13 protein-coding genes are annotated in these 14,658 nt (G+C 42.7%); 5 read left to right on the top strand and 8 right to left on the bottom strand.

The features are described 5' to 3' along the window. Nucleotides 1-62 precede the first annotated feature (62 nt). From gmhB to treC, 4 genes are all read left to right on the top strand, one after another. Nucleotides 63-617, top strand: a complete 555-nt coding sequence (gene gmhB, locus L4C39_RS14975; protein WP_017053012.1) for a D-glycero-beta-D-manno-heptose 1,7-bisphosphate 7-phosphatase — start codon at nucleotides 63-65, stop codon at nucleotides 615-617. After that, on the top strand, nucleotides 617-1,561 hold the full coding sequence (treR, locus tag L4C39_RS14980; protein WP_429746668.1) for a trehalose operon repressor TreR: 945 nt from the start codon (nucleotides 617-619) through the stop codon (nucleotides 1,559-1,561). The genes gmhB and treR overlap by 1 nt, the downstream gene beginning before the upstream one ends. Before the next feature lie 313 nt (nucleotides 1,562-1,874). Further along, the gene (gene treB, locus L4C39_RS14985; protein WP_429746670.1) at nucleotides 1,875-3,299 is read left to right on the top strand and encodes a PTS trehalose transporter subunit IIBC; all 1,425 of its coding nucleotides are present in this window, start codon (nucleotides 1,875-1,877) and stop codon (nucleotides 3,297-3,299) included. 60 nt (nucleotides 3,300-3,359) lie between these two features. Beyond that, nucleotides 3,360-5,045, top strand: coding sequence for an alpha,alpha-phosphotrehalase (gene treC, locus L4C39_RS14990; RefSeq protein ID WP_429746672.1), 1,686 nt, complete (start codon nucleotides 3,360-3,362; stop codon nucleotides 5,043-5,045). A gap of 145 nt (nucleotides 5,046-5,190) precedes the next feature. Here the strand turns inward: treC and L4C39_RS14995 are convergent, their stop codons facing one another. The 3 genes from L4C39_RS14995 to L4C39_RS15005 all read right to left on the bottom strand — a co-directional run bounded on the left by L4C39_RS14995 (nucleotide 5,191) and on the right by L4C39_RS15005 (nucleotide 8,452). Further along, the gene (locus L4C39_RS14995) at nucleotides 5,191-6,099 is read right to left on the bottom strand and encodes a hypothetical protein (RefSeq protein WP_017053016.1); all 909 of its coding nucleotides are present in this window, start codon (nucleotides 6,097-6,099) and stop codon (nucleotides 5,191-5,193) included. A 102-nt stretch (nucleotides 6,100-6,201) separates the two neighbouring features. Then, entirely contained in the window at nucleotides 6,202-7,767 is a 1,566-nt protein-coding gene (locus tag L4C39_RS15000) for a winged helix-turn-helix domain-containing protein (RefSeq protein WP_429746674.1), read from the bottom strand. Nucleotides 7,768-7,849: 82 nt separating this feature from the next. Then, entirely contained in the window at nucleotides 7,850-8,452 is a 603-nt protein-coding gene (locus L4C39_RS15005; protein ID WP_029203416.1) for a YitT family protein, read from the bottom strand. A gap of 348 nt (nucleotides 8,453-8,800) precedes the next feature. Between L4C39_RS15005 and glyA the strand changes: the two genes are divergently transcribed. Beyond that, nucleotides 8,801-10,051 (top strand): serine hydroxymethyltransferase, encoded by a 1,251-nt coding sequence (glyA, locus tag L4C39_RS15010; RefSeq protein WP_017053019.1) that lies wholly within the window; start codon nucleotides 8,801-8,803, stop codon nucleotides 10,049-10,051. A 251-nt stretch (nucleotides 10,052-10,302) separates the two neighbouring features. Here the strand turns inward: glyA and lipA are convergent, their stop codons facing one another. The 5 genes from lipA to L4C39_RS15035 all read right to left on the bottom strand — a co-directional run bounded on the left by lipA (nucleotide 10,303) and on the right by L4C39_RS15035 (nucleotide 14,658). Next, nucleotides 10,303-11,268 (bottom strand): lipoyl synthase, encoded by a 966-nt coding sequence (lipA, locus tag L4C39_RS15015; protein WP_113796469.1) that lies wholly within the window; start codon nucleotides 11,266-11,268, stop codon nucleotides 10,303-10,305. Nucleotides 11,269-11,272: 4 nt separating this feature from the next. Further along, on the bottom strand, nucleotides 11,273-11,932 hold the full coding sequence (gene lipB, locus L4C39_RS15020; RefSeq protein ID WP_371730723.1) for a lipoyl(octanoyl) transferase LipB: 660 nt from the start codon (nucleotides 11,930-11,932) through the stop codon (nucleotides 11,273-11,275). Between the two features lie 232 nt (nucleotides 11,933-12,164). Continuing rightward, entirely contained in the window at nucleotides 12,165-12,440 is a 276-nt protein-coding gene (ybeD, locus tag L4C39_RS15025; RefSeq protein WP_017053022.1) for a DUF493 family protein YbeD, read from the bottom strand. Nucleotides 12,441-12,568: 128 nt separating this feature from the next. After that, nucleotides 12,569-13,750 carry a serine hydrolase gene (locus L4C39_RS15030; protein ID WP_429746677.1) on the bottom strand — a complete coding sequence of 394 codons (1,182 nt, stop codon included), beginning with the start codon at nucleotides 13,748-13,750 and terminating at the stop codon, nucleotides 12,569-12,571. Nucleotides 13,751-13,833: 83 nt separating this feature from the next. Then, a complete protein-coding gene (locus tag L4C39_RS15035) occupies nucleotides 13,834-14,658 on the bottom strand; it encodes a septal ring lytic transglycosylase RlpA family protein (protein ID WP_136996081.1) in 825 nt (274 codons plus the stop codon).

Consider the following 14,658-nt stretch of genomic DNA (forward strand, 5'->3'; position numbering starts at 1 on the left):
GTGCCGTAAGAAATAAAGCGTGTAATAATTCTTTTCATATAGAGTAGATAGAGACATAAATTTTGGCGAAACCAGCAGTTTTTCTAGATCGCGATGGTGTGATTAATGTTGATCATGGCTATGTGCATGATGAGCATGATTTTGAATACATCGATGGTGTCTTTGAGGCGACAAAGAAGCTTCAAGATATGGGGTATATGTTAGTCCTCGTGACGAACCAATCGGGCATCGCTCGTGGCATGTTCAGTGAAGACCGCTTTTTGTCTTTAACGCAATGGATGGACTGGAATTTTGTCGATCATGGCGTTGAGCTTGATGGGATTTATTACTGCCCGCATCACGCAGAACATGGCGTGGGTAAATACAAAGAAGATTGTGATTGTCGTAAGCCTAAACCCGGTATGTTTATCTCTGCTCGTGATTTCTTAAAAATCGATATGGAAAAATCCATTATGATTGGCGATAAAGCAGAAGATATGATGGCAGCCGAAGCGGCAGGGGTTGGAACGAAAATTTTAGTGAGGACAGGTAAACCAATCACTGAAAAAGGTGAAGCCATTGCCACCGTTGTACTTGATAGTATTAAAAATGTTCCAGATTACGTGCTAGGTGCTTAATGAACAAAAAACTCACTATTCTTGATATTGCCAAACTTTCTGGTGTAGGGAAATCAACCGTTTCACGAGTTATAACCAATGATCCGAAAGTGAAACCTGCAACACGAGCAAAAGTTGAACAAGTAATACAAGAGTCTGGCTATGTTCCATCAAAGTCAGCGCAATTGATGCGAGGTGGGAGTCAAAAAGTGATCGGGGTTATTATCTCTCGCCTCGATTCTCCCTCTGAAAATCGAGCGGTGAGTACGATGCTCGCTGAGCTTTATCGTGCGGGCTATGATGTCGTTATTATGGAGAGCCAGTTCAGTCGGAGTAAAACCAATGAACATTTAGCAGTATTACAAAAGCGTAATGTTGATGGTGTGATTGTATTTGGCTTTACTGATTGTGATGTTGAAGCTCTGAATTTATGGCAAGAAAAAGCCGTCGTTATTGCATTGGATACTCAAGATGTATCTTCGGTCAATTATGACAACATAGCCGTGATCCAACTGGCCATTTCTCATTTAGAGCTGATGGGTATTAACGATATCGCCTTTATAGGGGTAGATCCTAGTGATCGTTCCACTGGTGAACTACGTTTAAGTGCCTATCTTGATTGGTGCAAGAGAACGAGCGTCGAGCCTAATTATAAGACAGGCCAACTGCACCATGAAAGTGCTTATGGGTTAGTCGATGACGTGATTACGGAAACAACGCAAGCGATTGCGTGTGCGAGTGACACTCTTGCGCTAGGCGTAATCAAACGTCTACAAGAGCTGAAACGTACGGATATTGCGGTGACAGGTGTCGGCGGAAATGATCTGCTTTCTTTTCTTTTTCCGAACATCTATAGCATTGACCCTGGCTACTCTCAAGCAGGAGAAAAGGCAGCTAAGTTGTTGATTGCTCAGCTTTCTGGTGAGGGTGATATCACACATGTAACCCAAAAGCCTGTTGTTTAAAACAGGCTTGTAACCTATTTAAATAATGACCATTCATCCATGATTTTAAAGGAAGTCACCCTAAATCGTGCCGTGAAACTCACCATTGATTCCTATCTATTTAAGCTATTGTTTATTCATTTAAAATAAAATATTGTGTGATCTCTTTCAATTAATGGGAATGTTCCCATTTAAAGATTCTATTGATCTGTGCAATATACTCACATTGATGTTTGGGAATGTTCCCATGACGGTAGGTATGAAAGTAGAGCTTGTTTGCGGGCACAGCCTTACTAACGTGCAGAATTCAGGAATAGAAATAGGGTGGATAGTTATGAGTAAAATAGCGAGACAAGACGTTGAGCGTCTTATACAGCTTGTCGGAGGGAATGATAACATTGCTAGTGTTAGTCATTGTCTCACTCGGTTGCGCTTTGTATTAAATGATACGGATCTTGCAAATAAGCAGGAACTAGAATCAATGCGCTTGGTGAAAGGCTGTTTTACTAATGCAGGACAATTTCAGGTTGTTATCGGCACTGAAGTTGATGAGGTTTACGCTATTCTCATTGAATTATCAGGCAAAAGTGAAGCGTCAAAAGATGAGTCTAAGCTCGCTGCTCGTCAGAACATGAATATATTAGAGCGCGGAATTTCCCATTTAGCAGAAATTTTTGTTCCGCTTTTGCCCGCAATTATTACGGGTGGTTTGATTTTAGGTTTCCGAAATGTGATTGGTGACATTCGCATGTTCGACGGGAAAACCCTTGTTGAAATCAGTCAATTCTGGGCAACCGTGCACTCATTCTTATGGTTGATTGGTGAGGCGATCTTCTTCTTCCTTCCTGTTGGTGTTTGTTGGTCTACCGTTAAGAAGTTAGGTGGAACACCAATTCTTGGTATCACGCTTGGGGTTACCTTGGTCTCGCCTCAATTAATGAATGCTTACATGATCGGTAAACAAGTGCCAGAAGTCTGGGATTTTGGGCTGTTCGTGATTGAGAAGGTAGGCTATCAGGCTCAAGTGATCCCGGCAATGTTAGCCGGTGTAGCATTAGCCTTTATTGAAACTAACTTAAAACGAATTGTACCTGCCTACTTATACTTGGTGGTGGTGCCATTTGTCTCCATCATTCTTTCCGTCATTTTAGCTCATGCTTTCATTGGTCCCTTTGGACGTGTGTTAGGTGATGGCGTTGCTTTTGCGGCAAAAGCGGCAATGACAGGCGATTTTGCGGTGATTGGTTCTATTATCTTCGGTTTCTTGTATGCACCGTTAGTCATTACCGGGATCCATCACACCACGAACGCTGTCGACCTTCAATTAATGCAAGACTTAGGTGGCACGCCAATTTGGCCTCTAATTGCTTTGTCTAATATTGCTCAGGCATCAGCTGTAGTGGGTATTATTATTCTGAGTAAGAAAGAGGGCGAGCGTGATATCTCTATTCCTGCAGCTATCTCTGCTTACCTAGGGGTAACGGAACCTGCGATGTACGGTATCAACTTAAAATATAAGTTCCCAATGCTTAGCGCGATGATCGGTAGCGCAGCGGCGGCGGCGATTTGTGGCAGCGCTGGCGTTATGGCGAACGGTATCGGTGTTGGTGGTCTGCCCGGTATTCTGTCTATTCAACCTCAGTACTGGACAGTTTACTTAATAGCGATGCTGGTGGCGATTGTTGTACCTGTGGCGTTAACACTACTCAGCTACAAACGAGCACAAGCGAAAGGTGAGTTAACTGCCGTTAACGAATAATAGATTTTGGAGTGATGCTTTTGTCACTCCGTTTTTGATTTTTAGTAAGAGTAAGTCGAGATGATGATTCAAAAGAAAGATGCGTTGTGGTGGAAAACAGCAACCATTTATCAAATTTACCCAAAAAGTTTTTGCGACAGTGGTGCTCAAGGTTCTGGTGACATTAAAGGCATTATTTCAAAATTAGATTATCTGAAAACATTGGGTATTGAGGCAATCTGGTTAACGCCAGTCTACGAATCACCGATGATCGACAATGGTTATGATATTTCAGATTATTACGCGATAAATCCAGAATTTGGAACCATGGAAGATTTTGAACGTCTGCTGTCGGAAGCTCACCAGCGCGGCATTCGAATTATCATGGATATTGTCGTGAACCATACCTCAACGGCTCATGCTTGGTTTCAGTCAGCTCTGGGTGACAAAACAAGTCCATATCGTGATTATTATATTTGGAAAGATCCAGTAAACGGAGGTACTCCAACGAACTGGCAGTCTAAATTTGGTGGAAATGCATGGGAGATGGATGAGGCGACAAGCCAATACTACTTACATCTTTTTGCAAAAGAGCAAGCCGATTTAAATTGGGAGAATCCACAAGTTCGAGATGAAGTGAAAAAAGTCATCAGCTATTGGGCTGAAAAAGGGGTGGATGGTTTCCGGCTAGATGTGATCAACCTGATCTCTAAACAGCAAGACTTCCTTAATGATGAGATTGGAGATGGGCGACGTTTTTATACTGACGGCCCACGAGTTCACGAATACCTGCAAGAGATCAGCGAAGCGGTTTTCCAGAAATACGGGAGTGTCACGGTTGGTGAAATGTCTTCAACGACGTTAGAGCATTGCCAGCAGTACTCAAGTACGGATAATAAAGAGTTGTCTATGGTGTTCAATTTTCATCATTTAAAAGTGGATTATACGAATGGTGACAAATGGACAAAAGCGCCATTTGATTTTGTTCAGCTTAAATCAATTTTCAATCATTGGCAGACAGGCTTGAACGGCAAAGGTTGGGGGGCGTTATTTTGGTGTAACCATGATCAACCTAGAGTTGTAAGCCGACTGGGTGATGATAAGCAATATCGAGTTGAATCTGCCAAAATGCTTGCCGCGTCTTTGCACATGATGCAAGGAACCCCTTACATCTATCAAGGTGAAGAGATCGGCATGACTAACCCTCATTATACAGATATCAGCCAATATCAGGATGTTGAGAGCACTAACATGTACGATATTATGGTGAACCAACAAGGGGTGGAACATCTGGATATGATGGCGATCTTAGCGCAAAAATCCCGCGATAACTCACGAGCGCCGATGCAATGGAACAGTGAGCCTTACGCCGGATTCTCACAAACTCAGCCATGGCTTGATGTAGCGAATAATTACCCTGAGATTAACGCTGAGCAAGCACTTGAACACAAAGACTCTGTTTTTTACTTCTATAAGAGCTTGATTGAGTTACGTAAACAAGTGCCAGTGATTACGGATGGCAGCTATCAAGACCTCTTGCCTGAGCACTCATCCATTTTTGCGTATGTACGTGAGAACGAAGGGCAAACCTTGCTGTGTATTAACAACTATTATGGTGAAGAAACAGAGAGCGTTTTACCTGAGCGTTTTGAGATGATGAAGGCTAAGAGCCTGTTATCCAATTATCAAGTGAGCGAAAGTTTAGTTACGTCTCATCACCAAGTGCTACGACCTTACGAGACTCGTATTCTCCTGATTGAAGATTAGCCTCGTTACTATTTCAAGAAACCTAATTCTCAGTTCCCCCTAAAGATTTAGGTTTGAACAAAGGCTTTGGAGTGCTCCCAAAGCCTTTTTTATTGTTTGTGGCTAGTCAGCAGCCACGCTCAGGTTCAGTGAATCTAAGTCAGGGCTAGCTAATCGAAGTCAGTACCGCTGCTGATTCTTCGATCGTAGATTGCTCTACAGACATCAATTCAATCTGCTCAACTAGTCCGAGCGTTGGGTTGAACCAACGCTCAGACGATGTGCCAAACTCTGCTGAGTCCATCCCGACACAGCCAATGTAGTAAGTGTTTTTTTCCGTAAGATTCGCAGCTTCGATGGATTTACCCGAAACAGTGAAGCTCTTACGTACACCTGTTTCATTAATTTCTTGCTGCCAAGTAACTTGGCATGAAGCATCCGTGGGCAGTGATTGCACCCACTGGTGATCTTCAAAGTCACTTAACATATTCGAGACAGCTTCCCCTTCTAACGTGATTTGCATTGAAATAGTTTCTTCACTGATATCAATGATCGGGCTGCTCTCTTTTACGTCTGTTCCTTGCAAACGGAACAGTGGGCTGCTGTACATCATTCTTGTGATGTATTGGCTACCAATCAAGTAGGCATTGGTGATCTCGTGTAGACTGCGGTCGAGACCTGCAAAATAAATGCTGCCGTCTTCTTGTGTACCTTCAGCATTCGTCATGATGTCTTCAGAAACATAAAATTCGGTGATGCCGTAATTGATCAGGTCGTTGATAACTTGAACTACCGCTTTATTGCCGGCCTCTTCTTCTAACCCTGCAATAATGAGTTCACCGCTTAAAGGAGTGAAGTTCATGGTCATCACGCCTTCAGTCTGACCATCTTTGGTAAATGAGTAGCCCAATGTTGTTTCTGGTTTAGGGGAAAATGCAGAGCTCGCAATAGGGTAATCCACCTGACTGTTTGGACCTTTATTACCATCTATTGAACCAGAAGAAGAGCTACCTCCGCCACCACAACCATAGAGAGCAAAGAGAGAGGTCGCTAGCAGCGTCATTGTTTTTTTCATGTTGAACATTCCTAAAGTAGAAAGCCCTTGGTGGGCCCGATGTTTTTTAGAATGCTATTGCTTGAGGAGTAAATAGGGCAAAAAACGAAGTCACATAAGATCTTAATTTATATTTAAGTTATTTATTTTAAAGGGCTTTTTGTTGTCCTTTGAGAACTGCTGCCCGACAGCGGTGCAGTAGTTAAGCATTAAGTTTTCCCACTGCTTTATGATTAGAGGCTCTTTAACGCTCAGCTTTAAGCTCTTCCAAGGCTGTAGGCAGGTCGATTTAGATTCAGGTTTAGATAGTCGAGCGAATAGATCTTCGGATGGAACCACTCTTAATAACGCGACCAGAGACTCCATGTAGTTGAGGCGGAACTTCTCCATGTTGCCTTGCTTATAAGCAATGTGAGAAACCATCATATAAACCAACGCATTTTCGATCGTAGAGTTTCCTGAGGTATTGGTTAGGAGTTCTTTTGCGGTTTGCAGGTCTCTCAGTTTGAAATGAATGGTACCAACCCACAGTTTGAGTTCGTCCGGTAGTAACTTAAATCGAGTTTGAACAAGATTGGTGAATGCAATGAGCTTCTTCTGATCCGTTTCAAATAGAGCAAGTTGTCGCGCAATCAGAGTAGAGGTCATGGTGTTGAGTTTGATGTCATCAAACGTGATGGTTTTACCACTCAGCAATTCGCTGACTTCAGTGTTGTCGACTGACCATTCTGGCGACAATGGTGCGGGCAGAGCAAAGTAGTTAGCTAACTTTCGGTTGATCTCCATAACGCTGCTGCTGATATTATTAACATCAATAGAGTAAACCCCACCAAACGCCAGTTTCCCTGAGTTTGGGTAAATCAGGCTTATTTTAGCGACAAGGCGTTTATCTACTTCTTGATCCTTTAGCTGAATGTTAAGCAGGTAATCACTGGTACGCATGTTCTTTGCACCCGGAAAGAAGGGAGAGCTATCTATAGGGTCAAGGAAGTAGCTTGGCGCATCTTGGTTAGCAAGATCGGTGTAGGCGTATTCAATCTGCTGTTGAAGTAGCAATGCTTTTACGACTTTTCGGTATTTTCTGGAATTATCGCCAATGGCATCCAATCGATTCAGGAGAAGTTCGACCTTAGGAATCAATCGTTGGTCGCGTTCGACTTCAGAAGCACGAGTCGAAGGTTGCCAAAGCATATAACCCATTATCGCAGTGTTGATCAGTAAAACCAAAGACACCACAACAAGCCAAGAGTTAACTGAATTGGTGCTAAATCCTTTTTTACTGGTTGGAGATTCTATGGCTGCATCTCCCGCTGTGGTATCAGGGGAGTCCGCGGCAAAGCTAATCGAGCTTGGGTTAAGGAAATAGCCCTTGCGTGGGTAAGTCACCAGTATTTTGGTTGCATCGCTATCAGGCAGATATTTTTGAAGTACTGAACGTAAGGTACTGATTCTGTTTGTCAGAACATTTTTGGAAATGAAGTTACTTTGCCATACAGATTCAATGATGTGCTCGGCAGCGAGCGGTTGACCAACGCTGGTAAGAAATAACACTAAGAGCTCGATAGAACGAGGTTCTAAATCTATGATCTGTTCGCCGCAGCTTAAGACTCGTGTGTTGGGGTTGAATTCCAAGCCTTCAATGTAAATAGAGGCTTGTTGGTCTTTGGCGCTAGAGAGATAATCTTGCATAGAAAAGGCGACGGTTTATAAAACCTAAATACTAGCTGTTTTTGTTATTAAAAACAGCTAGTAATTCATAGGGTGGTTGGTATTAAGATACGTACTTCACAGTGTAGCGTGTTGGTTTGTGGTTCATTGCTAATACGACATTAAGCGCGACAGCTCCTAGTACAGAGACTGCAATGACTTCTGGAGCAACGAAGAAGCAAGATGTGAAAAGAATACAGCAATCGATAGCGAGCTGAGTCTTACCGACTGAAATCCCAAACTTGTCTTGAATGACCAAGCAAAGTACATTGAAACCACCTAAGCTTGAGCGGTGTCTGAATAGAATCAACATGCCTAATCCCATCAGTAATCCCCCTGCAATCGCACAGTAAATGATGTTCATTGTGTCGAGTGAGATCACTAAATATAGATGATCGGCAAAAACTGAAACTAACGCGCCAGAAATAGCACTATTGATCGCAAATCGGTGTCCGAAACGTCGCCAAGCGAGAATGTAGAAAGGACAGTTTGCCACAAAATACAGTATGCCAAATGACAGAGGAATGAACTGGGTTAATAATAGTGCTAGTCCTGTTGTGCCGCCGGTTAAAAGGTTCGCGGCCTGAAGGAAGAAAACACCCTGAGCAACTAAAAAGGTGCCTGTCAGTATTGCCATCCAATCTTCTTTACGTGAGTGTTTTTCCATCATTCTTATTTTTAACTGCTTAATAATGGCGTGCATAGTAGAGAAAAGATGATCTTTTCGGTAGCTTGAGAGGTTAAATTAAGGTAAACCTATGTAATCTGCGTTTTACAGGGTGTAAAACGTGAAATTGACACTCAATGTAATGACTCATGCGTGAAGTCGTTTCAGTATGAGGAGCGTTGAATGTCATTATGAAAAAACTGCATGATAAATTTTGCATTTACTCTTTATGACCTAGATCAAATTATGTAGAATGCATTTCATCAAAAACGGTTACGAAAACGTTTGCTTTCGGTCGTTGAGTGGTTTTTTTGAAACTTTCAGTACAATCTGAGTCAGGAGATACAGATGCTTAAGCGTGACATGAACATTGCTGATTACGATGCGGATCTATTCGCAGCAATCCAAGAAGAGACGATTCGTCAAGAAGAACACATCGAGCTAATCGCTTCAGAAAACTACACAAGCCCACGTGTAATGGAAGCTCAAGGTTCTCAACTTACTAACAAATACGCTGAAGGTTACCCTGGCAAGCGTTACTACGGCGGCTGTGAGTTCGTTGACAAAGTTGAAACGCTAGCAATTGAACGAGCATGTGAACTATTTGGTGCAGAGTACGCGAACGTACAACCTCACTCAGGCTCTCAAGCAAATAACGCTGTATACATGGCTCTACTGAATGCTGGTGATACCGTTTTAGGCATGAGCCTTGCTCACGGTGGTCACTTGACTCATGGTTCGCCTGTAAACTTCTCAGGTAAGCTTTACAACATCATTCCTTACGGTATCGATGAAGCAGGTCAGATCAATTACGAAGAGATGGAAGCGCTTGCGATTGAGCACAAACCTAAGATGATCATCGGTGGTTTCTCGGCTTACTCTCAAATTTGTGATTGGGCGCGTATGCGTGAAATCGCGGACAAAGTTGGTGCTTACTTCTTCGTTGATATGGCTCACGTTGCAGGTCTTATTGCTGCTGGCGTTTATCCAAACCCTGTACCTCATGCTCATGTTGTTACAACAACAACGCACAAAACCCTTGCTGGTCCTCGTGGCGGTCTTATTCTTTCTAATGAAGGCGAAGACTTATACAAGAAGCTAAACTCAGCAGTATTCCCTGGTGGTCAAGGTGGCCCTCTAATGCACGTTATCGCGGGTAAAGCGGTAGCGTTCAAAGAAGCTCTAGAACCAGAATTCAAAGAATACCAAACACGCGTGGTTGCTAATGCAAAAGCAATGGTTGCAGAATTCCTAGCTCGTGGTTACAACATCGTTTCAGGTTCAACAGAGAACCACCTGTTCCTTGTCGACCTAATCGATAAAGACATCACAGGTAAAGAAGCGGATGCAGCACTTGGCTCTGCGAATATCACTGTGAACAAGAACTCAGTACCAAATGATCCACGTAGCCCATTCGTTACTTCTGGTATTCGTATCGGTTCTCCTTCTATCACTCGTCGCGGTTTCTCAGAAGCAGACGCGAAAGAGTTAGCGGGTTGGATGTGTGACATCCTAGATAACATGGGCGATGAGTCCGTTATCGAAGCGACGAAAGCTAAGGTATTAGAGATTTGTAAGCGATTACCTGTTTACGCATAATCGAATGTCTAGAATAAAGAAAAAGGAACGGTAATCGTTCCTTTTTTTGTGCGTGCTATATTTGTAGCAAATTGAAAACTAAATGCTAAATGCTAAATGCTAAGAGCTAAATGCTAAATGCTAAGAGCTAAATGCTAAGAGCTGGAGAAAAGGTGATAGGCATAAAAAAAGTTGATGGGTAAACATCAACTTTTTAGATCGGATTCTACTAGCAGGGAGAAGTGACTATCCACTGTCTCTCGTCCTCGGAATTATTTAATTTCCATGCCTTGAGCTTGTAAATCTGCATGGTAAGAAGAGCGAACAAATGGCCCACATGCAGCATGAGTAAAGCCAAGCTCTAGAGCAATCTCTTTTAGCTCATCAAACTCAGCAGGTGGCACGTAGCGTTCCACGGGTAAGTGGTGACGGCTAGGTGCTAAGTATTGACCTAGAGTTAGCATGGTTACACCGTGCTCTCGAAGATCTTTTAGTACTTGAACGATCTCTTCTTTGGTTTCACCAAGTCCCATCATAACACCCGATTTTGTTGGGATATCTGGGTGCTGTTCCTTGAATTTCTTCAATAGGTTGAGTGACCACTTATAGTTCGCTCCTGGGCGAGCTTTACGGTACAAGCGTGGTGCTGTTTCTAGGTTGTGGTTAAAGACATCTGGCGGATTGTCTTTAAGTAATTCAAGAGCAGTATCCATACGGCCACGGAAATCAGGAACCAAGGTTTCGATTCTGATCTCTGGGTTTAATGCGCGAATTTCACGGTTACAATCTGCAAAGTGTTGTGCGCCGCCATCACGTAGGTCATCACGGTCAACTGAAGTGATCACCACGTATTTAAGCTGCATATCCTGAATGGTTTTCGCCAATTTTTGTGGCTCATTCGTTTCTGGTGCAATTGGACGCCCATGAGCAACATCGCAGAATGGACAACGGCGAGTACAGATCGCGCCTAAAATCATAAAGGTCGCGGTGCCGTGGTTGAAGCATTCTGCGAGGTTTGGACAAGATGCCTCTTCACACACCGAGTGAAGTTTGTTTTTACGCAGAGCCGATTTGATATCTTGAATACGTTTACTGTCAGAAGGAAGTTTGATTTTCATCCATTCAGGTTTACGCAGTACTTCTTTTTGCTCGGTTGGCATATTCTTAACGGGAATTAAGGCCATCTTTTCAGCGTCACGGTATTTAACGCCTTTTTCCATTTGGATAGGTTTGCTCATGATTTTATGCTTCTGCTGTAATGTTACTTTCGGCTTGGATATCCACTTGGTCGTAATCAAGTAGAGCCACAAGCTCTTGTATTAGTTGTTGTTCTACGGGTTCTAGGCTTTCTGGACCACCAAATTGACTCACCTGAATCATTTCCATACCTTCATAACCACATGGGTTAATACGCAGGAAAGGGGATAAGTCCATATTGACGTTGAGAGCCAGTCCATGGAATGAACAGCCTTTACGGATGCGAAGTCCAAGCGAACATATTTTCTTACCATCGACGTAGACTCCTGGGGCGTCAGGTCGGGCGGCTGAATTGATATTGTATGCTTTTAGCGTATTAATTACGAGATTCTCAATGTGCGTAACGAGATCTCGCACTCCGAATTTTTTCCTGCGAATATTAATTAGAAAATAAACAACAAGTTGGCCAGGACCATGGTAAGTCACTTGCCCACCACGGTCACTTTGCACTATCGGAATATCGCCTGGGTTTAGGACATGTTCTGCTTTGCCCGCTTGCCCTTGAGTAAACACCGGATTATGTTCAACCAGCCAAATTTCATCGACTGAATTTTCGTCACGAGTATCGGTAAAATCATGCATGGCTTTCCAGACTGGTTCGTAATCTTGTCTGCCTAACTTTTTAACGATCAGTTGATTGTGCAAACCGCGTTCCCTCAAGGATTAATAAAGTGTTTTCATTATAAACTCGAAAAGCATTTCTCACTACTGGAAATCCGTATCAATTAACAGATGTTGGCAGTAATCGTTACAACTGGTTTTAAATACTGTTACGTTTCAGTCGTCTGCTAGATAAGAAACTTATGTCTAGATAGCAAAACAGCGACTATTGAGCCGCTGTTTGATGTTTTTGTTCGGAATCTGGTGATATACCGAATTACAGAACCATACGTACGATATCAATCTCGCCTAACTCTTTGTATAGAGTTTCGACTTGTTCGATAGAGGTCGCCGTAATATTAATGGACACTGAGTTATAAGTACCTTTACCACTAGGTTTTACTGTTGGGCAGTAATCTCCTGGTGCATGGCGTTGGATAACTTCTAAAACCAACTCAGGCAGCTCTGGTTTAGCATAACCCATTACTTTGTACGTAAACGAACAAGGAAATTCCAGTAGGTCTTTTAGTTTAGCATCAGAATTAATGTTCATGTTTGACTCCAAGTTGGAAAGCAATTTTCGATAACAAGGGCGGGATATTACTGGCAATGAGGTTGGAACTCAAGAACAACAAAAGCCGCATTTAGCGGCTTTTGTTATTAGAAAGAACAAATTCTAAGTTAGAACAAGCCCTTTAGCAGTAATACGATGTAATCCCATAAGCGGCTAAATAGGCTGCCTTGCTCTACATTTTCAAGTGCAAGCAGTGGGTATTCAGCGACATCTTCACCATCAACTTGGTAGAAAAGTTTACCAACAACATCACCTTTACTGATTGGCGCTTCAAGCTCTTTCTCTAGAACAAAGCTCGCTTTTAGGTTCTTCGCTTGGCCGCGAGGTAAAGTTACATATGTATCTGTATCTACACCAAGAGCAACGGTATCTTTGTCACCCATCCAAATTTTCTCTTCAATAAACGTTTCACCAGCCGTGTGCGGTGCTACTGTTTCGAAGAAGCGGAAGCCGTAACCCAGTAATTTCTTACTTTCAGATTTACGAGCGTTGGCATTTTTGGTTCCCATCACAACGGCAACAAGGCGCATTTTACCTTCCGTTGCTGAGCTAACTAAGCTGTAACCAGCATTACTTGTGTGGCCAGTTTTAATGCCGTCCACATTCATGCTTTTATCCCAAAGAAGGCCATTACGGTTGTATTGAGTAATGCCGTTGTAGGTGAACTTCTTCTCAGAGTAGATTCGGTACTCTGCTGGCACATCACGAATAAGCGCTTGGCCAAGTAAAGCCATATCGTAAGGTGTTGAGTATAAATTAGGGTTGTCTAGGCCGTGCACGTTAGCAAAATGCGTATCTGTCATGCCAATTGAGCTTGCCCAAGCATTCATTAAATCGACAAATGAATCTTCAGAACCTGCAATATGTTCAGCCATCGCAACACAGGCATCGTTACCTGATTGGATAATAATGCCGCGATTTAGCTCTTCTACTTTTACCGTTGTGCCAACTTCAATGAACATCTTTGAGGAGTCTGGGAAGTTTTTAGCCCAAGCATTTTGGCTAATAACGACATCATCTTGTAGGCTGATATTTCCGCGATCTAACTCCTGACCAATGACGTAGCTGGTCATCATTTTGGTTAAGCTCGCTGGAGACAGTTTGGTATTCATCTCTTTTTGCGCGAGAACTTTCCCTGAATGGAAGTCCATTAGAACAAAACCCTTCGCTGCGATTTGCGGAGCGTCAGGTACGACAATAGGAGCGGCAAACGCTGAAAATGCGATAGAGGCAGAAAGCGCGACCGATGAAGTTAAAATAGATGTAACGATTTTTTTAGTTTTGTTCATTTTGGGTGCAATTCTTTGGTTAACTGTCGGTATCTTAACAGAATCATTCTGGCAAGTCAGAAATGGTAACACTAGAAGCAGTGCTACTCATTGTCAATAGTGTTACTCATTGTTAATTTTGGCGTATGCTTTTTGATAAAAGCGGATGAATAGCCCAACATTTTAACTTGTTCTAAAGTTGTCTGCGTCAGAGCGTAGTCATTAAATGGGCCAAGGAACACTCGGTGCTGTTGCTCTGTACTCTCAAGAAAACTAGCAACTGATAGTTTTTGACCTAATTCATCCGCTAAAGTTCGGGTACGTTCAGGATGTTTTGAAGTGGCAACTTGAATAATGTACTTAGGCAGTAGCTTATTGGCTTGTTCGCCTACTGGTTTATCGATATTGATCACTTCAATCTCGACACTTGCTGTCCCTGTTTTAACGACATCGAGTTTATAAGCGGCGGCATAGCTAAGATCTATGATTCGACCTTCATGAAAAGGACCACGATCATTGACTCGAACAACGGCTGATTTTCCATTATCCGTATTGGTGACTTTAACATAGCTAGGAATCGGTAGCGTTTTATGGGCGGCAGACATGGAATACATGTCATAAATCTCACCATTTGAAGTTAGGTGCCCGTGAAACTTCTCTCCGTACCAAGAGGCTTTTCCTTGCTGTTTAAACTCATTGGTATTTTTGATTATTTTGTAATCTTTCCCTCTGAGTGTGTAGTCCGTATTCCCTCCTAGACTGTAAGGTTCATATTTTGGATGTGCATCTTCAATATGGTCAACAGTCAGTGGGGCATCAGGGGCAATATCATTATCTATTGAGTAGCGGCTAGCATCCTCTTTAGTTGAGGTGCATCCAACTAAAACGGTGCCAAATAGAGCGAAAATGAAACAGCTGCGCATGGTCAT

It is taken from the genome of Vibrio clamense (genome assembly GCF_050337905.1).
Classification (GTDB): domain Bacteria; phylum Pseudomonadota; class Gammaproteobacteria; order Enterobacterales; family Vibrionaceae; genus Vibrio; species Vibrio cortegadensis.